We start from the raw sequence: 21,195 nt of genomic DNA, 5'->3' as shown, positions 1-21,195 counted from the left end.
TCCAAACCACCCATCATGGCGATGAAGGAGTGGCATAAAACCCATCCGGAACTTTTTAAAAAGCGACCTTATAATCATGCGGGACTTGACAGATAGGTACGTGTCTCCTGAATTGCCTGTGATGACAGGCTCACATCATTCATGGGCGGCATAAAGTTCGACATCCAAGAAGGCAGGCTATAGCGTTTTAGGCCGTCGCTATCAGGCTCAGCATCTTTGAGCGCATGCACTTCGCGGGTATCTTTTCTCTGATCGGCATATTTTGCCGTATCGGCATCAGTGGCAGGCAGAACATTGCCGCTTTGCTTGCCGCCTGCGGATGATTGAAGATCATTATAGGTCAACACGTTATAGCCGGACTGAATGATCATATTGCGCTCCTTGCAGGTAATCTTCATGTTGATAAAGCACAATCTATGCCAGGATTTTGGCGGGCAAGGAGAGTATCGGTAGTCTTCTGGGTCGAGGCTTTTGACTAACTGATCCCGGAGTTACATCTTTATCATCAGCCCCTAATGTCTGCTAAGGGCTAAAAGCAGTAGCCCTTCCCATATACAAAACACCCCGCAGGCTGGACCATGCGGGGTGCTTATTTATGCATCAGGCAGACAGAAGTTTGCCGTGCATGTCTGATCAGGCATCTTCACCATTGGCCTGGGAGCGCAGCACGAATTTCTGGATCTTGCCGGTTGAGGTTTTCGGCAGGTCACAGAAAACGACGCGCTTGGGCGCCTTGAAGCGTGCCATGCTTTCGCGGCAGAACTGGATGATGTCCTCTTCGGTGACGGTGCCACGGGCATCGGCTTTCAGGGTCACGAAGGCGCAAGGCACTTCGCCCCACTTCTCATCCTGCTGGGCAACCACGGCGGCTTCCATAACGGCCGGGTGTCGATAGAGCACATCTTCCACCTCGATACTGGAGATATTTTCGCCGCCGGAAATGATGATGTCCTTGGAACGGTCCTTGATCTCCACGTAGCCATCGGCATGCCACACGGCCAGGTCGCCGGAATGGAACCAGCCACCCTCGAAGGCCTTGTCGGTGGTGCTCGGGTTTTTAAGATACCCCTTCATCACCAGGTTGCCGCTCATCATGATTTCGCCGATGGTTTCACCATCCTGGGGCACCGGCTCCATGGTTTGCGGGTTGGCGACCATCAGGCCTTCCAGCATCGGGGCCTTCACGCCCTGGCGTGATTTGAGGCGGGCACGTTCGTTGATCGGCTGCTCGTCCCACTTGTCGTGCCAGGCACAGACCACGCAGGGGCCATAGGTTTCGGTGAGACCGTATACGTGCGTCACGGCGAAGCCCATGTTTTCCATGCCTTCGATGACGGATGCGGGCGGCGCGGCACCGGCGGTCATCACCTTCACCTGGTGGTTGATGCCGGCCTTCATCTCGTCAGAGGCGTTGTTCAGCATGTTGAGCACGATCGGCGCGCCACAGAAGTGGTCAACCTTTTCTTCCTTGATCAGCGCATAGATGTCATCGGCGCGGACATGACGCAGGCAGACGTTCACGCCGGCAGCCGCCGCCACGGACCAGGGGAAACACCAGCCGTTGCAGTGGAACATCGGCAGTGTCCACAGGTAAACCGGGGCGTCGCCCATATCCCAGGACATCACGTTGCTGACGGCATTGAGGTAGGCGCCACGGTGGTGATACACCACGCCCTTGGGGTCGCCGGTGGTACCGGAGGTATAGTTCAGGGTGATGGCGTCCCACTCATCTTCCGGCAGCGCCCATTCAAATTCGGGATCGCCCTTGGCAATGAATGCCTCATAATCCATTTCACCGATCAGCTCGCCGCCTTCGTACGAAGCGTCATCAATGTCGATGACGACCGGGTTGATGCGCGCAATCTTGATGGCCCGCGCGATCACTTCCGAGAATTCGCGGTCTACAATGATCGCCTTGGCTTCGCCGTGCTGCAGAATGAACGCGATGGCCTCGGCATCCAGACGGATGTTGAGCGCATTGAGCACCGCACCGGCCATGGGCACGCCGAAATGCGCTTCGAACACTTCTGGCAGGTTGGGGGCCATCACGGCCACGGTGTCACCCTTGCCGATGCCACGATGGGTCAGGGCACTGGCCAGCTGGCGGCAGCGGCGGTAGGTTTCAGCCCAGTTGCGGCGCACCTGATGGTGAACGACGGCGGTGCGTTCAGGGTAAACAAAAGCGGTGCGGGCGATAAAACTGAGGGGTGAAAGTGTTGCGTAGTTGGCCGGGTTCTGATCGAGCCCAAGCGCATAAGGATTATGGTCATTCATTGTCATTATAAAGTCCTCTCCACCCTGAATGAGGGGAGCCATCCTCTGTTGGTTTGATTCCTTCCAGTCAACCTCATCATACGTAATTTCCCTTATTACACAATAGGACGCAAACGTCATAAGATTGTCGCCGATCAATGCCTGCAGCCCCTCCCCGCCCCGTTATTACACGGTGCTCAGGCACACGCCACCCTAACGATAAGGATACGGCATGCGACCATTGGAGCAGGAACTCAAGCGCTGCCTGCAGGAGGCGGATCGTTACCGTCTGCTGGCCGAGCAGTCCACCGACATGATCTCGCGGCACACGCCGACGCCCGAGTGGACCTTCATTGATGTCAATCCGGCCATCGAGCGCGTGCTGGGCTACCGGCCCGAGGAGATCATCGGGACGCCCGGTTATGACCTGTTCCACCCCGATGATGCCGACAATCTGAAGAAACGCGCTGAATCGGTGCGATACCGGCGCGGCATGTACACCAACGTGTACCGTTTTCAGCACCGCGACGGCCATTACATCTGGCTGGAAACCACCAGCCGCACCATTCGTGACGAAGACGGCACGCCGCAGGAAATCATCTGCGTATCGCGTGACGTGACCGAGCGCGAGCTGGCACAGCAGGCCACGCGTCGCCTGGCCCGCGTGGTAGAAGCCTCATCGGACATGATTCTGTTCTGTAACCACCGCAGCCTGCAGCTGACCTACATGAACGAGACGGCCTACCGCACGCTGGGGGCCGAGCGCGAGAATCTGGCGGTGTTCTACCTCAACCAGCTGTTTCCACAGGAGATCCTGCATACGCTGGTCGAGCCGGCCCTGCAGCACGCAGCTCTGTACGGCACCTGGTACGGCAGCATTCCGCTGTACCCGGCCGGCAATCCGGGGCGGGTGGCCGAGATCCGTGAGGTGATCGCCCACCGCAACCGGGCCGAGAACATGCAGGTGGAGTATTACTCGATCATCGCCCGCGACATCACCCTCAAGCGTCAGGCCGAGGAAAAGGCCAAGCGCCAGCAGCTGGAAATGGCGCACATGTCGCGGGTGCTGTCGGTCGGTGAAATGGCCACCGAGCTGGCCCATGAGCTCAACCAGCCGCTGGCGACCATCATCAACTACTGCAACGGCACCTTCCGCCGCCTGGATGACGGCCAGATCACCGAGGTCAGCCAGGTGACCCGTGCCATGGAACTGATTTCAACCCAGGCTCGGCGCGCCTCGGAAATCATCAAGCGCATGCGCCATTTCGTGCGCCGCACCGAGTTTCAGCGCGTGGCCTTTCCGATCAACGAGACCTGCGTGGAAGTGACCCGCTTTCTGAATCAGGAAGCGATCGACCATGATATTCGCTTCGAATTCGAGCTGGATGAGTCCAATCCGGTGATCGAGGCCGACCGCTTGCAGATCGAGCAGGTGCTACTCAACCTGATCCGCAATGCCATCGAAGCCTACGGCGAGTGTCAATTACATCCCCGGCCGGTTAAGATCTGCACCCGCATCGAGGGCCGGCGTCTGCTGGTCACCGTGGCGGACCGCGGGCCCGGCATCAGCGAGGCGCAGCAGGCGACTCTGTTTGAGCCCTTCTCCACCTCGAAGGAGAACGGCCTCGGCATGGGGCTGTCGATTTCGCATACAATTATAGAAAGTCATTCCGGCCGCCTGTGGGTCGAGAGTGATCACGAGCAGGGTACCCGTTTCCATTTTCAACTCCCGCTCAAGGGGCAGGTATGAGTATCAGTAACGCAACCGTTTTCATCATTGACGACGACGCGGACTTCCGCGAGTCGGTCCAGTGGCTGCTGGAGTCCACGTCGTACACCATTGAAAGTTATGCCTCGGCACAGGCGTTTCTCGACCACTACGATCAGCGCCCCGGCTGCATGCTACTGGATGTGCGCATGCCGGAGATTAACGGCCTGGCGCTGCAGCAGATCATGCAGGAACGTGATATCCGCCTGCCGGTGATCATCCTGACCGGCCACGGCGACGTACCCATGGCCGTTGCCGCCATGAAGAACGGCGCGCTGGATTTTCTGGAGAAGCCGTTTGACGATGATGTACTGCTGAAACTGGTCGACCGCGCCATGCAGGAAGCGGATGAACGCTTCAACCAGTGGAGTGAAGAGCAGGAACTGCGTGAACACCATGAACGCCTGAGCCGCCGCGAGCGCGAGGTGATGGCACTGGTGGTGACCGGCAAGTCCAACCGTGAAATTGCCGAAACGCTCGGCATCAGCCCGAAAACGGTGGAAGTGCACCGTTCACGGGTGATGAGCAAGATGCAGGCCGAGAGTCTGGCGCAGCTGGTGCAGATGCACAGCCGGCTGGCACCCTAACCCGCCAGCAAGCCGACCTCATCAAGGAACCGTCGGGTGTGGTGCAGTACCGCTTCCGGCCGTTCCAGATGCGGCACGTGACCGCAGTCGTCGATAAAACAGGCCTGTGCCGTCGCGCCAATACCGGCGCAGGCATCGGTGACCTGTTCAGGCACGCCGTACTCATCCCGATCGCCCTGCATGATCAACGCCGGACAGCGAATGCGCGCCAGCTGAGGCTGCAGATCCAGTGCCTGATGACAGGCGGGCCGCTGCCAGGTTTCGGACCAGGCCCGAAAGATCAGATCGGTACGCTCGCCATGATAGCGGGCCAGCCGCTCTGGCAGATCAGTGGTCCGATAACGCTCGACCGCCGTTTCAATCCCGTTCAACGTCAGTGCATCCACGTAGATATGCGCCGCCAGCGTCACAATGGCCACCACCTGATCCGGGCAACTGGCCGCCCCGATCTGGGCGATGGAGCCGCCGTCACTGTGGCCGAACAGTATGACCTGCTCCAGTCCCAGCCGGTCCAGCAGCAGCGGCAGCCACACCTCGCCTTCTTCCAGCAGGTAATCATCCGGGCGCGGCAGCGTGATCGGGGTTGACGCACCGTAGCCGCGACGCTCGAACACCAGCACATCCAGCCCGGTGGCCGCGGCCAGCTGTTCGGGGAAACGCTTCCACATGGCGATGCAGCCCAAAGCCTCATGCAGCAGCACAATCACCGGTCGCCCGGCGCCCGAAGGCTGCCGCCCCCAGCGCAGCTGCAAGGCCACCGCGTCCGTCAGTTGCACCCGCTCATCGTGCCAAGTCAGTGCGCTCATGGAGCCTCCGGTATGGAGTAAGTGATGGTGGCATGGGCCACCGGATCCTCGTCACCATCCGAGCGCACATACACTTCGCCCACGCCCAGTCGCTTGCCCACCTTGAGCATTTCCGCCCGGGCCAGCAGGTCGGCATCCGGGCGCGGCTTGCGCAGAAAGTTGATGTTGAGGTTGATCGTCACGGCCAGAGGAACCGGCCCGATCCGGCTCAACAGTGCGGCATAGAGCGCCACATCGGCCAGCCCCATCATGGTCGGACCGGATACGGTGCCACCCGGTCGCAGATGATCATCGTCCACGGCCAGGCGCAGATCGGCCCAGCCATCTCCCACGGCTTCCAATCGGCCGTATTGGTCCCCCTGCGGAAAATGCTCCTGCAGAAACTGCTGCAATGCCTCCAGGCTCATCACCTGCATCAAGCGGTCCTCCTTTAACGATCGGCTTCTTCACGCGCCTTGTTGCGCAGTATGAAGCGTTGAATCTTGCCACTGGGTGTCTTCGGCAACTCCTGCACGAATTCGACCTCACGCGGGAAGGCATGGGTCGACAGGCGATTGCGCACCAGCTCCTTGAGTTCATCGGCGAGGGTTTCATCGGCATCGAACTGCGGCCGCGTCACCACATAGGCCTTGATCACCGAGCCGCGCGAGCTGTCCGGCTTGCCGACCACACCCGATTCCGCCACGGCCGGGTGTTCCAGCAGTGTACTCTCGACATCAGCCGGCCCGACCCGATAACCGGCGGTGGTGATGATGTCATCATCGCGCCCGGTAAAGGAGAAGCTGCCGTCGCCATGACTGATCACCACATCGCCGGTCAGGTAGTAGCGGTCATGAAAGGGGTTCTTTTCCGCCCAGGTATAGCCGGGGAAGAAGAACAGCGGCGACTGATCCACATCCACCGCCAGCTGGCCGGTTTCACCCTCGCCCACCTCGTTGAAATCGCCATCCAGCGCCACCACCCGATGACCCGGCAACGAATACCCCATGGACCCCACCCGCACCGGATGTTCCAGCACATGGTGGTTGCAGCAGGTCATGCCGGTTTCCGTCTGGCCGTAATGATCCTTGACCGGGCAGCCCAGACGACGCTTGACCCAGTTGACCACCTCCGGGTTGAGCGCTTCGCCGGCACTGCTGGCCACCCGCAGCGCCAGCGTTTCGCCATCGGCCAGCACCTGGTCGTTGGCCATCAACAACCGATAAGCCGTGGGAGCCGCTGCCAGGTTGGTAATGCCATAGCGGCGAATCATGGCGTAGGTGGATTCGGGCGTGAAGCCGTTTTCATTGAAATGAGTGGTCGCGCCCAGCAGCAACGGCCCGACCACGGCGTAATACAGGCCATAGGCCCAGCCAGGATCGGCGACATTCCAGTAGCGGTCGTCCGGCTGCAGGTCGATGGCATAGCGCATGTAAACGTAAAACGAGAGCACGGCACGGGCCGGAACGGCAACGCCCTTGGACTTGCCCACGGTGCCCGAGGTAAACATCTGCAGGAAGGGATCATCCGCCGCGATCGTCACCGGCGTAAAACGGTCTGGCTGAGCCTGCATTTGCGTGTGGAAGTCCAGATCGCCATGACTGTCGGCTCCGCCACTGCTGACACGCACAATGGGCGGGCAGTTCTGCACGTCGTCCAGCTTGAAACGATTGGCATCATCCGTGACCACCAGGCGGGTATCGGCCTTGTCCAGACGGTATTCGATGGCACCGGGACCAAAAGCGGTAAACAGCGGCTGATACACCGCCCCGGCCCTGAGGGTACCCAGTACCGCTACCAGCAGTTCTGGCGTGCGTGGCAGCAGCGCCGCGACCCGATCGCCCTTGCCGATGCCCTGCTGCTGCAGCAGATTGGCAAAGCGGGCCGAGGCCTGTTGCAGGCGGGCAAAGGTCCAGCTTTCGCCGGGACGGGACACCCCTTCGTAATTCAGTGCGACGCGTTCGCTGTCCTGTGCCCAGCGGTCACAGATCAGGTCACAGACGTTGAAGCCGGCATCCAGGTCGGCACCGGGCAGCGCTTCACGCAGCTGGTCGACCTCAAACGCCTGGTAAAATGGCAGGTAAGGCTGTTTGCTCATGGAACCCTTCCTTTTATTTATCTTTATTGTCGGAGCCAGGAAGCCATACTATCCCTTAGGGGATAACCCGAATATATATGGGGTTGCCGTACACGTAAACCCATGAACACTCCGACGACTCGCCACGCGCTGCCGAATCCGGTCAGTGTCATCCCGGGTGACGGTACGCCCTGGGGGCGAATTGAGCGCAAGGCAGCGCCGGCAACAGACATGTCCGTGGTCTTGCATGCTGTTTGATGAATGCCCGGTTGGCAGCCAGTAACGACCACATCGTCTATTCTTTTCAGTGACTTCCCGCATCATTTTTGTACTTGGTTGCGTTAGGGTATCAAGCGGGACAAGAAGCCCAGAGCCGTTCATCTTGGCGTACCCTTTGATTACGCTGAGTAGGCTTACACCCTTATGTAATGAATATATTAATAAAACACATCCAATGGCAGAGCCAGAAGCGAGGTGATCAAGCAATGCAATATCATCTGAACGGGTTCAAACCCGGCAACTATGAGGTTCCCGATGAGGTTCGAGAGCCTTACCCCAACCCACCAATTGTGGACCTGCCCGGTGAAGTGGATGTGCTGATTATCGGCACCGGCCCGGCCGGTTTGACGCTGGCACGGCAGCTATCCGAGTTTCCCGACATCAAAACCTGCATTGTTGACATGGCACCGGGACCGCTGTTGTTCGGGCGTGCCGACGGCATTTCCTGCCGCACCATTGAGATCATGGAGGCCTTCAACAGCAGTGAAATGGTGGTGAAAGAGACCTACCAGCTGAAACAAAACACCTTCTGGGAGCCTGACGAAGCCAATCCCGAGAACATCAAGCGCACGCACAAGGTTGCCGATGCTCGCGCCGGGCTGTCCGAATTTACCCACGGCATCGTAAACCAGGCACGGCTGCACGAGTTGCTGCTGGATGGTATGGAACGATCCGTCACTCACCTGCGTCCTCATTACAGCCGTGAACTGGCCGAGATGAAGATTGACGACAGCCTGACCCAGAACCTGGACGCCTACCCCATCACGGCGACATTTACACGTACCGATGAAGCCGGTGCCGGCAAGACCGAGGTCGTTAAGGCGCGCTATGTGGTCGGTTGCGACGGTGCCCGCAGCAAAGTGCGCAAAAGCATGGATATCCCGCTGCAAGGCGACTCTGCCAACAAGGCCTGGGGCGTTATGGATATTCTGCTGAACACGGACTTCCCGGATATCCGCATCAAGAGTTTTATCCAGTCCAAACACCATGGTGCGGTCATGACCATTCCGCGTGAGGGCGGCTACCTGTGCCGGTTTTACGTCGAGCTGGATCTGCTTGGCAAGGACAAGCGTGCCGCCGATGTGAAGTTGAACGAGCAGGATATCATCGCCAAGGCGCAGAAGATCTTTCACCCCTACACGCTGGATGTAAAGGAAGTAGCCTGGTGGTCGATCTATGAGGTCGGCCAGCGCATTGCCGAGCGGTTTGACAACCGCCCAGTGGACAGCCCCGATGACGTCATCCCGCGTGGCTTTGTCGCCGGTGATGCCTGCCATACGCACAGTCCCAAAGGCGGCTGGGGCTTGAATACCTCCTTGCCGGATACCTTTAACCTGGGCTGGAAACTGGCGGCCGTGATTCAGGGCAAAAGCCACCCCAAACTGCTGAGCACTTACGGCCCTGAGCGGCGCAAGGTGGCCCAGCAGCTGATCGATGCTGACCGGGAACTCTCGCGGCTGGTGGCGACACGGCCGACCGCAGGCGATGATTCTGCTCAGGCCAAGGTTGATACGGCCAAAATCGAAGCCTTCATGAAGCGGCAAAGCGGCTTTGTCTCCGGGACCTCCATCGAATACTTCCCGTCCTATCTCTGCACGGGACAGGAACACCAGCATCTGGCCAAAGGCTTGCATATTGGGCAACGCTTCCACTCGGCTGAGGCCACCCGCGTGGCCGACGGTCGCGTTCAGCATCTGGGGCACCTGATCAAGGCCGATGGACGCTGGCGGATCTTCCTCTTTGGCGATACCCAGAACCCGGCGGATCCCTCGTCTGCGGCCTATCAGCTCATCGACTTCCTGGCCAAGGATCCGTCTTCGCCAGTACTTAAATACACGCCGAAAGGCGCGGATATCGATTCGGTCATCGATACCTATGCGGTTTTCCAGCAACAGGACCTGTCGATACAGGATCTGCAGGATTACCTGTGGCCGGCAAAAGGCAAGTACGGGCTGCGCGACTATGAAAAGGTCTTTCAGACAGCAGAAGGCAATGACATCTATGACCTGCGTGGCATTGACCGCTCGGCGGGCTGCATGGTGGTGGTAAGACCTGATCAGCACATCGCCAACATCTTGCCGCTTGATGCACACCAGGCGTTGGCGCAGTTCTTTGATGTCTTCATGATCGAACAGCACTAACCGCCTGCACAGACCATTCGAAGCACTGGTGGCCAGTAAAGAATCCAGCAAAGGAATGCTGGCCACCTTCTCCTGCTGCCTTAACGCTCGCTGCTACGGCCCTTTCAGCACCCGTCGTGTAGCCGATCAGGGACGCGCTGACTTTAGTTGTATTGCGCTGACGCAACATGGCCGTAAAATATGCGCACTAAAATAACAACAATCAAAATCCTGCAAGAGTAAGACATGAGTAAAGTACTGGTCAGCGCCTGCTTGCTGGGCGCAAAAGTGCGTTATGACGGCCGCGACAATCTGCTGGATCATCCGGTTCTCAAACGCTGGCAGCAACAGGGACGTTTGGTGACCGTCTGCCCCGAAACCCTTGGCGGTCTGCCGACCCCGAGAGCCCCGGCCGAAACCCAGAGCCGCTTTCCAATTCTGATTACCACCAGCGCCGGCGAAGACGTTACGCCGCAGTTCCTCAGCGGTGCCGAACAGGCCCTTGAACTGGCGCGTCAGCACGATTGCTGCTGTGCACTGATGAAGGCCCGAAGCCCCTCCTGCGGCAACCAGGAAATCTATGACGGCACCTTCTCCGGCAATCTGGTGAATGCACCGGGCGTGGCCGCCGATGAGCTGCTGCGCAACGGTTTCCCGGTGTTCAATGAACATCAGCTGGAAGATCTGATTCAGTTTGTCGAACAGTACAGCCGCGCTGCCTGAGCCCGGCCCCTTGTTCGCCTGACGCTGGCCCCCTAAAATGGGGGCCATTTTCATTATTAGACGGACCCTGGTTCTATGCGAGCAAGCCAATTTCTGATTGCGACCCTGAAAGAGACGCCCTCTGACGCCGAGGTGATCAGCCATCAGCTGATGCTGCGTGCGGGCATGATCCGCAAGGTCGCGGCCGGCCTCTACAGCTGGTTGCCCCTGGGCCTGCGCACCCTGCGCAAGGTGGAGCGCATCGTGCGCGAAGAGATGGATGCCGCCGGCGCCCAGGAAGTGCTGATGCCCGCCATCCAGCCGGCCGAGCTCTGGGAAGAATCCGGTCGCTGGGAACAGTACGGCCCCGAGTTGCTGCGTGTGAATGACCGCCACAACCGCGAGTTCTGCGTGGGCCCGACCCATGAAGAGGTGATCACCGATCTGGTGCGCCGCGAAGTCAAAAGCTACAAGCAGCTGCCGGCCAACTTCTACCAGATTCAAACCAAGTTCCGTGACGAGATTCGTCCGCGCTTCGGTGTGATGCGCTCGCGCGAATTCATCATGAAGGACGCCTACTCCTTCCACACCACGCAGGAGTCGCTGGTGGACACCTACAAGGTGATGCACCAGGCCTACACCAACATCTTTACCCGCCTGGGCCTGGATTTCCGTCCGGTACTGGCCGACAACGGCTCCATCGGCGGTGACTCCTCGCACGAGTTCCACGTGCTGGCCAACTCCGGTGAAGACGACATCGCCTTCTCCGACAGCAGCGACTTCGCCGCCAACATCGAGATGGCCGAAGCCCTGTCGCTGGGCGAGCGCCAGGCCCCGAGCGAAGAGATGCGCCTGGTTGACACCCCGAACGCCAAGACCATCGCCGAGCTGGTCGAACAGTTCGATCTGCCCATCGAAAAGACCGTCAAGACCCTGATCGTGGCTGCCAGCGAAGCGGTCGACGCCGATTTCGTTGCCCTGCTGGTCCGTGGCGATCACGAGCTGAACGAAATCAAGGCCGAGAAGCTGCCGCAGGTGGAAACACCGCTGCGCTTTGCGACCGACGAAGAAATTCGTCAGGTGATCGGTGCCGGTCCCGGCTCTCTGGGCCCGGTCAATCTGCCGATTCCGTGCATCATCGATCGCAGCGTTGAAACCCTGTCCGACTTCGGTGCCGGCGCCAATATCGATGACAAGCACTACTTTGGCATCAACTGGGAGCGTGACCTGCCGACACCGGACGTCGCCGATATCCGTAACGTGGTTGAAGGCGACCCCAGCCCCTGCGGCCAGGGCAAGATCCAGATCCGCCGTGGCATTGAAGTGGGCCATATCTTCCAGCTGGGCACCAAGTACTCCGAGGCGATGAACGCCACTGTACTGGATGAGAATGGCAAGTCTACCGTCATGGCCATGGGCTGCTACGGCATCGGCGTGACCCGTGTAGTCGCCGCTGCCATCGAACAAAACCATGACGACAAGGGCATCATCTGGCCGCAGGCGCTGGCCCCGTTCAGCGTGGCACTGGTGCCGCTGAACTATGACAAGTCCGACGAGGTTCGTGCCAAGGCCGACGAACTCTATGCGGCCCTGCAGGCCGCCGGCGTGGATGTCTTCCTGGATGATCGCAAGGAACGTCCGGGCGTCAAGTTCGCCGACATGGAACTGATGGGTATCCCGCAGCGCCTGGTCATTTCCGACCGCGGCCTGAACAACGGCACTCTGGAATACAAGAGCCGCCGCGACGCGGATTCCAGCGATATCGCCGTCGATACCGCCGTGGAATTCCTGCTGCAGCAGATGGCCTGATACACCTCGGCCCGGGTTCTCCGGGCCGATCCTTTTTTGACGCACCTGCCCCTTTTAAACCTTTCTGTTACAAAAAACTGACCCCGCTCAGGAACAGTGTTATCTGTTCATGCTTTTTCTTCGCATTGTCGCGCTCGCTGATACACTGTTTCATGTACGTTTAATTGCTTCTCGGAGTAGTAATGTCCCGCCCGGCCCCCGAATCTGAACACTGTCATACCGCTGATCAACTCGAACACCCACATGACTTTGGCCAGGGCCAGAAGCGCAAGGCTGAACGCCGCGCCACGCTGGTCACCCTGCTGACGTTTGTCACCATGCTGGCTGAAGTAGCTGCCGGCCTTTGGACCGGTTCCATGGCGCTGCTGGCCGACGGCATTCACATGGCCGGCCATGCCATGGCACTGGGACTGGCCGCCTTGGCCTATTACCTGTCACGCCGCCACGCCCATGACCGTCGTCTCAGCCTTGGCAGCGGCAAGATTGCCGACCTGGCAGCCTATACCAGTGCCCTGATGTTGGGGGTATCCACGATGTGGCTGATGTACGAGTCTGCTCATCGCCTGCTGGAGCCTGGTGCCCTGATGCCAAAGGAAGCCATGACCGTGGCGGTCATCGGCCTGGTGGTCAACCTGGTTTCGGCCGTTCTGCTGACCGGCAAGCACGAACATGGTCACGGCCATGGCGAGCATGAGCACGATTCCAACCTCGGTGCCGCTGTAGCTCATGTGATGGCGGATGTCGTAACTTCAGTGGCGGCTATTGTCGGTTTGGGTGCCGCCTGGATCTTTGGCTGGCACTGGCTGGACCCGGCCATCGCACTGGTTGCCTCTCTCGTCATTTTGCGCTGGTCCTGGGGGCTGCTGCGGCAGACCGCCGGAGTCTTGCTGGACCGCGAAGGGCCGGACGAGATTCGCAAACAGGCACGCAAGCAGTTGCAGCGCATGGGCGATACTGACGTGGTGGATCTGCATGTCTGGTCGGTCGGCCAAGGTTCATGGACCCTGGTGGCAGCCGTGGTCGCACACGGTGCAACCACACCGGAGCAATACCGTGCCAAGTTGAGAACCATCAAGAATCTGCATCACCCCATCATTGAGGTGAGTTACTGTCAGCAGTGTGCGCGGGAGAGGAAACAGGGGTAATACGCAACGGGTGGGGACACCACCCGCTGCGCCGGGCAGTCTGATCAGCGGGCGTTGCGCACCGCTTCTGCCAGCTCGCTCACCAGTGACAGCACGGATGCCGTCCCGGCTTCGGGCGTCTCGGCCGCTGCAATACGATCCACCAGTGCAGACCCCACCACCACACCATCCGCAAAGCGAGCGATGCGCGCGGCCTGCTCGGGGGTACGAATGCCAAAGCCGACTCCGATCGGAATATCGGTATGTGCCCGGATTGCTTCCACTTCAGCCTGCACCTTTTCCGGCGTCGGCGCTGCGGCACCGGTTACACCGGTGCTGGAAACGTAGTACAGGAAGCCGGAGGTATTCGCCAGCACGCCCGGCAGGCGCTTGGCATCGGTGGTCGGGGTCGCCAGACGGATGAAATGAATCCCCGCCTGGGCTGCCGGTACACAGAGTTCATCATCGTGTTCCGGCGGCAGGTCCACCACGATCAGACCATCGACACCGGCTTCGGCGGCTTCTTCGAGAAACGCTTCAACACCGTAGCGGTAGATCGGGTTGTAGTACCCCATCAGCACCAGCGGAGTGTCCTGATCCTGCTTGCGCAGCTCACGCACCATTTGCAGGGTTTTCACCATGTTCTGGCCGTTGGCCAGTGCGCGCTGGCTGCCCAGCTGAATGGCGGCGCCATCCGCCATCGGGTCCGTGAACGGCATGCCCAGCTCAATGACATCCGCTCCTGCGGCCGGCAGGCCCAGCAGCGTGTTCAGGCTGTGTGTGTAGTCCGGATCACCGGCAGTGGTGAAGGTCACCAGCCCGGCACGGTTGTCGGCTTTGAGCGCGGCAAAGCGGCGCTCCATACGGCTTGTCGCTGTCATTCTAAATCCTTATTCCGCCAGTTCATCTGCCAGATGTTCGGTAACGGTCACCATATCCTTGTCGCCACGACCACTGAGGTTGATGACAACCAGGTGGTCCTTGGGCAGAGTCGGTGCCAGCTTGAGCACATGGGCAATGGCGTGTGAGGTTTCCAGAGCCGGAATGATACCCTCGTACTTGCACAGTGCCTTGAATCCGTCCAACGCTTCCTCATCGGTCACGGCCACATACTCGACGCGCTTGATGTCATGCAACCAGGCGTGCTCGGGGCCAATGCCGGGGTAGTCCAAGCCCGCCGAAATGGAGTGCGCATCCTGAATCTGGCCATCATCGGACTGCAACAGGAAGGTACGGTTGCCGTGCAGCACGCCCGGCTCGCCCCCCTTGAGACTGGCCGCGTGGCGCTTGTCGAGCCCTTCGCCGCCGGCTTCGACGCCGATCATTTTCACATCTGTATCGTCCAGGAAGGGGTGGAACAACCCCATGGCGTTGGAACCGCCACCGATACAGGCCACCAGCGTATCCGGCAGGCGCCCTTCCTTGTCCAGCATCTGCTGACGAGTCTCGTCACCGATAACCGACTGGAAGTCGCGCACCAGTGCCGGGTACGGGTGAGGGCCGGCCACAGTGCCGATGATATAGAAGGTGCTGTCCACGTTGGTGACCCAGTCTCGCAGGGCCTCGTTCATGGCGTCCTTCAGCGTGCCCGTGCCACTGGTCACTGGAATCACCTTGGCGCCCAAAAGCTTCATGCGCTGCACGTTGGGCTGCTGACGATGAATATCCGTGCTGCCCATGTAGATCACGCATTCCATACCGAAACGTGCCGCCACGGTAGCCGTTGCCACGCCGTGCATGCCGGCGCCGGTTTCCGCAATGATGCGCTTCTTGCCCATGCGTTTGGCCAGCAGAATCTGACCCAGGCAGTTGTTGATCTTGTGTGCGCCAGTGTGGTTCAGATCTTCACGCTTAAGGTAGATCTTGGCCCCGCCCAGGGCTTCGGTCAGACGCTCGGCCAGATACAGCGGCGTCTCGCGTCCCACAAAATCCTTCTGCAGTTTTTCCAGCTCGGCGTGGAAGGCCGGGTCCTGCTTGGCGCGTTCATACTCGTCCTGCAGTTCCAGAATCAGGGGCATCAGGGTTTCAGCGACGAAACGCCCGCCGAAACGACCAAAGAATCCGCTTGCGTCGGGGCCCTGTCGCAGGGAGGTCTCTGTGCTCATGGGTTCGACTCCATCAATCATTGTGATGACTGCAGTCTAGAGCATGCAGGCACGGGAAAAAATCGATAAAATCACACTGAACTGTGAGAAAAAGTAACAGCCATGACCCGTACCACCCTGCCTTCTTTGAACGCCCTGCGCGCCTTTGATACCACGGCCCGCACACTCAGCATGTCAGCCGCTGCCGAGCAGCTGCACGTGACGCACGGTGCCGTCAGCCGGCAAATTCGACAGCTGGAGGAGCAGTTGGGTCTAACGCTGTTCGAGCGTGCCGGTCGCGGCGTACGGCTCACGCCGGCCGGGGCCCGCCTGGCCACGACCACGACCCAGGTTTTCTCTCAGCTGGAGCAGACCTGTGATCAATTGCGCCGCGAGGCGGAAGACGCTCCTTTCGTGCTTGGCTGTTCGGGCAGCTTTCTGGCGCGCTGGTTCATTCCACGGCTGGACTTATTGAAACATGACTGTCCGGGGCTGGAGCTGCACTTGACCGCCATCGATGAAGAGCAGCCCCTTCGCACCGGCATCGATGCGGCACTGCGCTTTGCCACCCCACCCTGGCCGGCCGATCAGGACGTGATCGAGTTGGCACCGGAGCGCATCGGTCCGGTGCTGCGCCCGGACCTGCTAGTGGGCAGCGAGGATCCGGCACCGGACAGCCTGCAGCGACTGCCTCTGCTGCAAACCCTGTCACGCCCTCAGGCCTGGCCGGAATGGTGCGACCGGTTCGGACTCGACAGCCACGCACTGCAGCCGCAGCAGTCCTTCGATCACCTCAACTACATGCTGGAGGCAGCGCTGGTTGGACTGGGGGTTGCCATTGCACCGGAGTACCTGGTGGAGGAAGATCTGCGCACCGGCCGCCTGCTGGCTCCCTGGGGCTTTATCGAAACCGAGGCTCAGTTGACGCTATGGCTTCCCAGGGGCGCACGGGACCCGCGCGCTCAGCAATTGGCGCAGTGGCTCAAACAGCGTCTGAGTCCCTGATCAGAAAGCCCTCCAATTCATCGTCAAAGGGCGCATCGCTGGAGACCACTTCGGCCACGTTGGCCAACTCGGGCCCCTGGCTCAGCCAAGCCTCGACGTGGCGAACGGCCTTTTCCTCGCCGCACAGCATGGCCTCAACTCGCCCGTCCGGCAGGTTGCGCACCCAACCGGTCAGCGCACTGGCTTCGGCCTGCTCACGGGTGAAATGACGGAACCAGACGCCCTGCACGCGCCCACTGACTACTGCATGCACACAGATCTTTGCCATAATTATTCCTGTATCTGCTCAAGGGTTGGAATATGTCCACGCCGATAGAGATCCTGCAAGCTGATATTCAAAACCACCCCGCGCTGACGTTGCAACATCTGCAACCGGTTGTGCAACTCGGTTTGCCAGGGCTGCTCATAACCATCGAGGGGGTCTGGCAGCGGCCAAGGCAGCGCACGTTGCAATTGCAACAGCGTATAACGACTCAGGTCTCGACTCAGCAGGTATTGCCCACCTTCCGTGCGCCGCACCAAACCGGCATCGATCAGCAGTTGAACGTAGTCGTCCCAGCGCCCCTGATCCAGCCCCGGCACCTCCTTCAGCAACACGCGATCGGCCAACGGCTCGCCCTCCTGCTGCGCCACCCACAGCCGCTGCAACACGGCCAGCACAGTGTACAGATGCGGTTCGTGCAGGCGCTGTTTGTCCAGGCGTGACACGGTGAGCAGCCGGGTCAATTCGGCTCCCAGCAGAATGATCATCCAGCTGATATAGATCCACAGCAGGAACAACGGCACTGCCGCAAAAGCGCCGTAGATCAGCTGATAGGACGGCGACAGGGTGACAAACTGCACAAAGCCGCGCTTGGCAAGCTCAAACAGTACTGCCGCAAAAAGACCGCCAATGGCCGCGCTGCGCAGGGGCACCCGACAGTTGGGGACAGCGGCATACAACAACATGAATGCCAGCGCCGAAAACAGTGGCGGCAACAGCGACAGCAGCCGGGCCTTGCCCACCAGATCGGTCGTGCTGGTGAAAATTGAAAGACTGGCGATATAGGAAGTCAGCAGCAGCCCCAGGCCCACCAGAATGGGCCCCAAGCTTAGCACCGCCCAGTACAGCAGGAAACTGGACAGGCCCTTACGCGGTTCGGCCACGCGCCAGATACGGTTGAACGCGGCCTCGATGTTTTTCATCATCATGATCGAGGTCACGGCCAGAAAGATGATACCGACCACGGTCAGACTCTGGGCCTGGGAGGAAAAGGTGCCCAAGTAGTCCTGCACCACCTCACCGGTGGCTGGCACGAAATTCTCGAAGATCCAGGCCTGAATCTGCTCGCCCACCCCTTTGAAATTGGGTACGGCAGCCAGCATGGAATAGGATACGGTCATCAATGGTACCACCGCGAACAGGGTGGTATAGGTCAGGGCGGCCGCATTGAGAATGCCCTGGTTGGCTTGAAACTGCTGTGCCAGCAAACGCACGAATGTCACGACTGCCGACAATGATCCCTTTTGCATATCCGGTCTCTTACTGAAACGCTCTTAACTAATTGTTGCTCCGCCCTATACAATAGGGCGCTCATCAGCCTAATGAAAGCCTGAAACGGAGCACTCAATGTCCATTACCCTTTACCACAACCCGCGCTGTTCCAAGTCCCGTGAAACGCTCAAGCTGTTGCAGGAACGCGGCATTGAACCCGAGATCCGCGAATACCTCAAGGACGTACCTACAGCAGACGAAATCAAGGCGGTTCTGGACGCACTGGGCATGGCACCGCGTGAACTGCTGCGGGTAAAGGAGTCCGAGTACAAGGACGCCGGACTGGACAATCAGGATCTGGACGACGCGGCCGTCATTCAGGCCATGACCCTGTACCCCAGGTTGATCGAGCGCCCCATCGTGATCAATGGTGACCGTGCCCGCATCGGCCGTCCGCCGGAATCTGTACTGGAGATCCTCGCGTGAGCCAGCCCTACGTACTGGTCCTGTATTACAGCCGCAGCGGTGCCACTCGGGCCCTGGCGCGGCAGATTGCCCGCGGTGTCGAAGAAGCCGGATTGGAAGCGCGACTGCGCACAGTGCCGGCCGTATCCGCCACCTGTGAAGCCACAGAGCCCGAGGTACCGGAATCCGGTGCCATCTACTGCACCGAAGCCGATCTGGCCAACTGCGCCGGTCTGGCCCTGGGCAGCCCGACCCGCTTCGGCAACATGGCCGCGCCGATGAAGTATTTCATCGACTCGACCAGCAGCCTCTGGCTATCCGGTGCCCTGATCGACAAGCCGGCCTGTGTCTTCAGTTCCAGCGCCAGCCTGCATGGCGGCCAGGAAACCACCCTGCTGAGCATGATGCTGCCGCTGCTGCACCACGGCATGGTCCTGGCCGGCCTGCCCTACAGCGCTACCGAACTGCTGGAGACACGTTCTGGCGGCACCCCGTATGGCGTTACCCATGTCAGTGGCCAGGATGACAACGCCTCACTCGACGACATTGAAGCGGCACTGGCCCTACAGCAGGGCAAGCGCCTGGGCCAATTGGCCTTGAACCTGAACAGGGATCCCTCATGAACCACGCCTTGGCCCTCAAAACACGCATTAGCCGCGCGCTGGTGCTGTTCAGCTATTTCGGCCTGCTGATTCTGTTTACGCTTTGGTATCTGTGGATAGCACCTTCACAGGGCGACAACCCCTGGGTCATCTGGCTGATTCACCTGTTGCCGCTACTGGCATTTGCGCCGGTCGTCATCAAGGGGCAGCCGCGCGGCCACGCCTGGATGTGTTTTGTATTGCTGCTGTACTTTCTGGAAGCTGTCATCGCAGCGCTGATTCCGCCACCCGTCCGCTGGCTGGGGCTGGCCGACTGTGCCCTACTGGTCACATTGTTCACCTCAGCCATGCTGTATGCTCGCTGGCGCAGTCAGCTCGATCGCAGCAGCGGTAACGCCCTGTGAGTCAGAGCGACCCCAAGCGCTGGCGCCGTGACTTCCCGCAGCTGTCCGTGCGTGTGCACGGTCAGCCGCTGGTGTACCTGGATAACGCGGCTACCACGCTCAAGCCCCGTCCGGTAATCGATGCACTCAACCGCTTCTACAAGACCGGCAATGCCAACGTGCACCGCGGCAGTCACGCGCTGTCGGCCCAGGCAACCCTGGCGTTTGAACAGGCCCGCGAACGTCTGGCGCGCTGGCTGGGCATCGATGACAGCCGCTGCCTGATCTGGACCCGTGGCACCACCGAAGCGATCAACCTGGTTGCTTACAGCTGGGGCCAGCACAACCTGCGTGCCGGTGATCGCATACTGCTGATGCAGAGTTCGCACCACGCCAATATCGTGCCCTGGCAACGCTTGGCAGAAATCACCGGCGCCCTCATTGAAGTCATTCCCCTGCAGGCCGACGGCGATATCGACCTGGACGCCTATCGGCAGCTGCTATCACGCCAGCCGGCATTGGTGGCCCTGAGCCATGTTTCCAACGCCTTGGGAACCATCTATCCAGTGGCAACGTTGTGTCAGGAGGCTCGTGATGCCGGTGCCACTGTGCTGGTGGACGGCGCCCAGGCCGTGCCCCACTTTGATGTGGATATAAGCTCACTGGCTTGTGATTTTTACGCTTTTTCCGGCCACAAGCTGTTCGGCCCCACCGGCATCGGCGCCCTCTGGGGACGCCGCGAACTGCTGGACGCCATGCCGCCCTGGCAAGCCGGGGGCGAAATGATCGAACGGGTCAGCTTTGACGGCACTACCTATGCCGGACTGCCGTTCAAGTTCGAGGCCGGCACACCGCACATTGCCGGTGCCATCGGTCTCGCCGCGGCCATAGAGTACCTGTCGACTCAGGACCGCGTCGCCATGGAAACCCACGAACAGTCACTGCTGACACACGCCCTTGAAAGCTGCGCCCAGGTACCGGGCTTTAAAGCCATCGCCTCCGGCCACCAGCGCGTCAGTCTGGTATCATTTGAACTGGCTGGCCATCACCAGCAGGATGTGGCGCACTGGCTGGATCGCCACGGTATCGCCGTGCGCGCCGGTCATCACTGTGCCATGCCGCTGATGCAGGCGCTGGGGCTGCCTGGCACCCTGCGGGCATCCTTTGCCTGCTACAATAGCCTTGACGAGGCCGAACGCCTGGCTCGGGTACTGGATGCACTGGTGCAAAGCCAGAAAAACACCGTGCCTGTTGCAGAATTGGAACAAAGTGACTACCAAAACGCGCTAAAAAGCGTATACTCCGCAACCGACTGGACCAGTCGCTACCAGGCCCTGATGCGCCTGGGGCAGGCCTGTGAGGCCCTGCCACCCGCAGTCAAGCAGGATCGCTTTTTGCTTCAGGGCTGTGAATCCCGGGTATGGCTTATCACCGAGCTCGATGCCAACGGGCGCCTGCACTGCCAGGCGGATGCCGACGCCCGCATTCTGCGCGCCTTGCTGGCACTGCTGATCGAACAGGTCAACGGCCTGACACCCGCAGAGCTTCTGGCCACTGATCTGAACACTACACTGAGTCAACTTGATATTCAGCGACACCTGAGCCCGTCTCGGGGCAATGGACTGCTGGCCATCATCCGTGCGTTGCAGGCCTTCGCTTGTAACCCGGAACAATGAGC

Annotated in this window: 21 protein-coding genes; 12 read left to right on the top strand and 9 right to left on the bottom strand. The window is 60.0% G+C overall.

The window, feature by feature from the left end; translation table 11 throughout:
- Positions 1 to 74: 74 nt before the first annotated feature.
- Together KTN04_RS10385 and KTN04_RS10380 are read right to left on the bottom strand one after the other, a co-directional pair.
- Positions 75 to 371 carry a hypothetical protein gene (locus tag KTN04_RS10385; protein ID WP_217335165.1) on the bottom strand — a complete coding sequence of 99 codons (297 nt, stop codon included), beginning with the start codon at positions 369 to 371 and terminating at the stop codon, positions 75 to 77.
- A gap of 262 nt (positions 372 to 633) precedes the next feature.
- Positions 634 to 2,280, bottom strand: coding sequence for an acyl-CoA synthetase (locus KTN04_RS10380; RefSeq protein WP_217335164.1), 1,647 nt, complete (start codon positions 2,278 to 2,280; stop codon positions 634 to 636).
- 205 nt (positions 2,281 to 2,485) lie between these two features.
- Between KTN04_RS10380 and KTN04_RS10375 the strand changes: the two genes are divergently transcribed.
- Together KTN04_RS10375 and KTN04_RS10370 are read left to right on the top strand one after the other, a co-directional pair.
- Complete coding sequence (locus KTN04_RS10375; RefSeq protein WP_217335163.1) at positions 2,486 to 4,003, top strand: PAS domain-containing sensor histidine kinase; 1,518 nt, start codon at positions 2,486 to 2,488, stop codon at positions 4,001 to 4,003.
- Positions 4,000 to 4,608 carry a response regulator transcription factor gene (locus KTN04_RS10370; RefSeq protein WP_217335162.1) on the top strand — a complete coding sequence of 203 codons (609 nt, stop codon included), beginning with the start codon at positions 4,000 to 4,002 and terminating at the stop codon, positions 4,606 to 4,608. The genes KTN04_RS10375 and KTN04_RS10370 overlap by 4 nt, the downstream gene beginning before the upstream one ends.
- Here the strand turns inward: KTN04_RS10370 and KTN04_RS10365 are convergent.
- The 3 genes from KTN04_RS10365 to KTN04_RS10355 are packed head-to-tail and all read right to left on the bottom strand — an operon-like array spanning position 4,605 to position 7,491.
- On the bottom strand, positions 4,605 to 5,414 hold the full coding sequence (locus KTN04_RS10365; RefSeq protein WP_217335161.1) for an alpha/beta fold hydrolase: 810 nt from the start codon (positions 5,412 to 5,414) through the stop codon (positions 4,605 to 4,607). The genes KTN04_RS10370 and KTN04_RS10365 overlap by 4 nt on opposite strands.
- A complete protein-coding gene (locus KTN04_RS10360) occupies positions 5,411 to 5,830 on the bottom strand; it encodes a PaaI family thioesterase (RefSeq protein ID WP_217335160.1) in 420 nt (139 codons plus the stop codon). The genes KTN04_RS10365 and KTN04_RS10360 overlap by 4 nt, the downstream gene beginning before the upstream one ends.
- A 14-nt stretch (positions 5,831 to 5,844) precedes the next feature.
- A complete protein-coding gene (locus tag KTN04_RS10355; RefSeq protein ID WP_217335159.1) occupies positions 5,845 to 7,491 on the bottom strand; it encodes an AMP-binding protein in 1,647 nt (548 codons plus the stop codon).
- A 102-nt stretch (positions 7,492 to 7,593) separates the two neighbouring features.
- On the opposite strand from KTN04_RS10355, the gene KTN04_RS17080 reads away from it, so the two are divergent.
- The 5 genes from KTN04_RS17080 (at position 7,594) to dmeF (ending at position 13,525) form a co-directional block, all read left to right on the top strand.
- Positions 7,594 to 7,728: a hypothetical protein gene (locus tag KTN04_RS17080; protein ID WP_256449080.1), complete on the top strand. Its 135-nt coding sequence runs from the start codon at positions 7,594 to 7,596 to the stop codon at positions 7,726 to 7,728.
- Positions 7,729 to 7,955: 227 nt separating this feature from the next.
- Positions 7,956 to 9,890 (top strand): FAD-dependent monooxygenase, encoded by a 1,935-nt coding sequence (locus KTN04_RS10350; RefSeq protein ID WP_217335158.1) that lies wholly within the window; start codon positions 7,956 to 7,958, stop codon positions 9,888 to 9,890.
- Between the two features lie 225 nt (positions 9,891 to 10,115).
- Positions 10,116 to 10,592 carry a DUF523 domain-containing protein gene (locus tag KTN04_RS10345; protein WP_217335157.1) on the top strand — a complete coding sequence of 159 codons (477 nt, stop codon included), beginning with the start codon at positions 10,116 to 10,118 and terminating at the stop codon, positions 10,590 to 10,592.
- Positions 10,593 to 10,667: 75 nt separating this feature from the next.
- Complete coding sequence (locus KTN04_RS10340; RefSeq protein ID WP_217335156.1) at positions 10,668 to 12,380, top strand: proline--tRNA ligase; 1,713 nt, start codon at positions 10,668 to 10,670, stop codon at positions 12,378 to 12,380.
- A gap of 182 nt (positions 12,381 to 12,562) precedes the next feature.
- Positions 12,563 to 13,525, top strand: a complete 963-nt coding sequence (dmeF, locus tag KTN04_RS10335) for a CDF family Co(II)/Ni(II) efflux transporter DmeF (RefSeq protein ID WP_217335155.1) — start codon at positions 12,563 to 12,565, stop codon at positions 13,523 to 13,525.
- Positions 13,526 to 13,569: 44 nt separating this feature from the next.
- Here dmeF and trpA read toward each other — a convergent pair whose 3' ends face one another.
- Both trpA and trpB read right to left on the bottom strand, forming a co-directional pair.
- On the bottom strand, positions 13,570 to 14,385 hold the full coding sequence (gene trpA, locus KTN04_RS10330; RefSeq protein WP_217335154.1) for a tryptophan synthase subunit alpha: 816 nt from the start codon (positions 14,383 to 14,385) through the stop codon (positions 13,570 to 13,572).
- Positions 14,386 to 14,394: 9 nt separating this feature from the next.
- A complete protein-coding gene (trpB, locus tag KTN04_RS10325) occupies positions 14,395 to 15,609 on the bottom strand; it encodes a tryptophan synthase subunit beta (protein WP_217335153.1) in 1,215 nt (404 codons plus the stop codon).
- A 102-nt stretch (positions 15,610 to 15,711) separates the two neighbouring features.
- On the opposite strand from trpB, the gene KTN04_RS10320 reads away from it, so the two are divergent.
- On the top strand, positions 15,712 to 16,593 hold the full coding sequence (locus KTN04_RS10320; protein ID WP_217335152.1) for a LysR family transcriptional regulator: 882 nt from the start codon (positions 15,712 to 15,714) through the stop codon (positions 16,591 to 16,593).
- Here the strand turns inward: KTN04_RS10320 and KTN04_RS10315 are convergent.
- Both KTN04_RS10315 and KTN04_RS10310 read right to left on the bottom strand, forming a co-directional pair.
- Complete coding sequence (locus tag KTN04_RS10315; protein WP_217335151.1) at positions 16,571 to 16,861, bottom strand: acylphosphatase; 291 nt, start codon at positions 16,859 to 16,861, stop codon at positions 16,571 to 16,573. The two genes, KTN04_RS10320 and KTN04_RS10315, sit on opposite strands and share 23 nt — an antisense overlap.
- A gap of 2 nt (positions 16,862 to 16,863) precedes the next feature.
- Complete coding sequence (locus KTN04_RS10310; RefSeq protein ID WP_217335150.1) at positions 16,864 to 18,105, bottom strand: YihY family inner membrane protein; 1,242 nt, start codon at positions 18,103 to 18,105, stop codon at positions 16,864 to 16,866.
- A gap of 97 nt (positions 18,106 to 18,202) precedes the next feature.
- Between KTN04_RS10310 and arsC the strand changes: the two genes are divergently transcribed.
- From arsC to KTN04_RS10290, 4 genes are read left to right on the top strand one after another with little or no spacing between them, the layout of a single operon-like run.
- Positions 18,203 to 18,553 (top strand): arsenate reductase (glutaredoxin), encoded by a 351-nt coding sequence (arsC, locus tag KTN04_RS10305; protein WP_217335149.1) that lies wholly within the window; start codon positions 18,203 to 18,205, stop codon positions 18,551 to 18,553.
- Positions 18,550 to 19,155, top strand: a complete 606-nt coding sequence (gene wrbA / locus KTN04_RS10300) for an NAD(P)H:quinone oxidoreductase (RefSeq protein ID WP_217335148.1) — start codon at positions 18,550 to 18,552, stop codon at positions 19,153 to 19,155. The genes arsC and wrbA overlap by 4 nt, the downstream gene beginning before the upstream one ends.
- Positions 19,152 to 19,538, top strand: coding sequence for a DUF2069 domain-containing protein (locus tag KTN04_RS10295; RefSeq protein ID WP_217335147.1), 387 nt, complete (start codon positions 19,152 to 19,154; stop codon positions 19,536 to 19,538). Before wrbA ends, KTN04_RS10295 begins: the two co-directional genes overlap by 4 nt.
- Positions 19,535 to 21,193 (top strand): SufS family cysteine desulfurase, encoded by a 1,659-nt coding sequence (locus tag KTN04_RS10290; protein WP_217335146.1) that lies wholly within the window; start codon positions 19,535 to 19,537, stop codon positions 21,191 to 21,193. The genes KTN04_RS10295 and KTN04_RS10290 overlap by 4 nt, the downstream gene beginning before the upstream one ends.
- Positions 21,194 to 21,195 lie beyond the last annotated feature (2 nt).

The sequence above is a fragment of the Marinobacterium weihaiense genome (genome assembly GCF_019061305.1).
GTDB classification, from domain to species: Bacteria; Pseudomonadota; Gammaproteobacteria; order Pseudomonadales; family Balneatricaceae; genus Marinobacterium; species Marinobacterium weihaiense.
The sequence above is the reverse complement of the archived record's forward strand: the minus strand, read 5'-3'. Positions and strand labels throughout refer to the sequence as shown.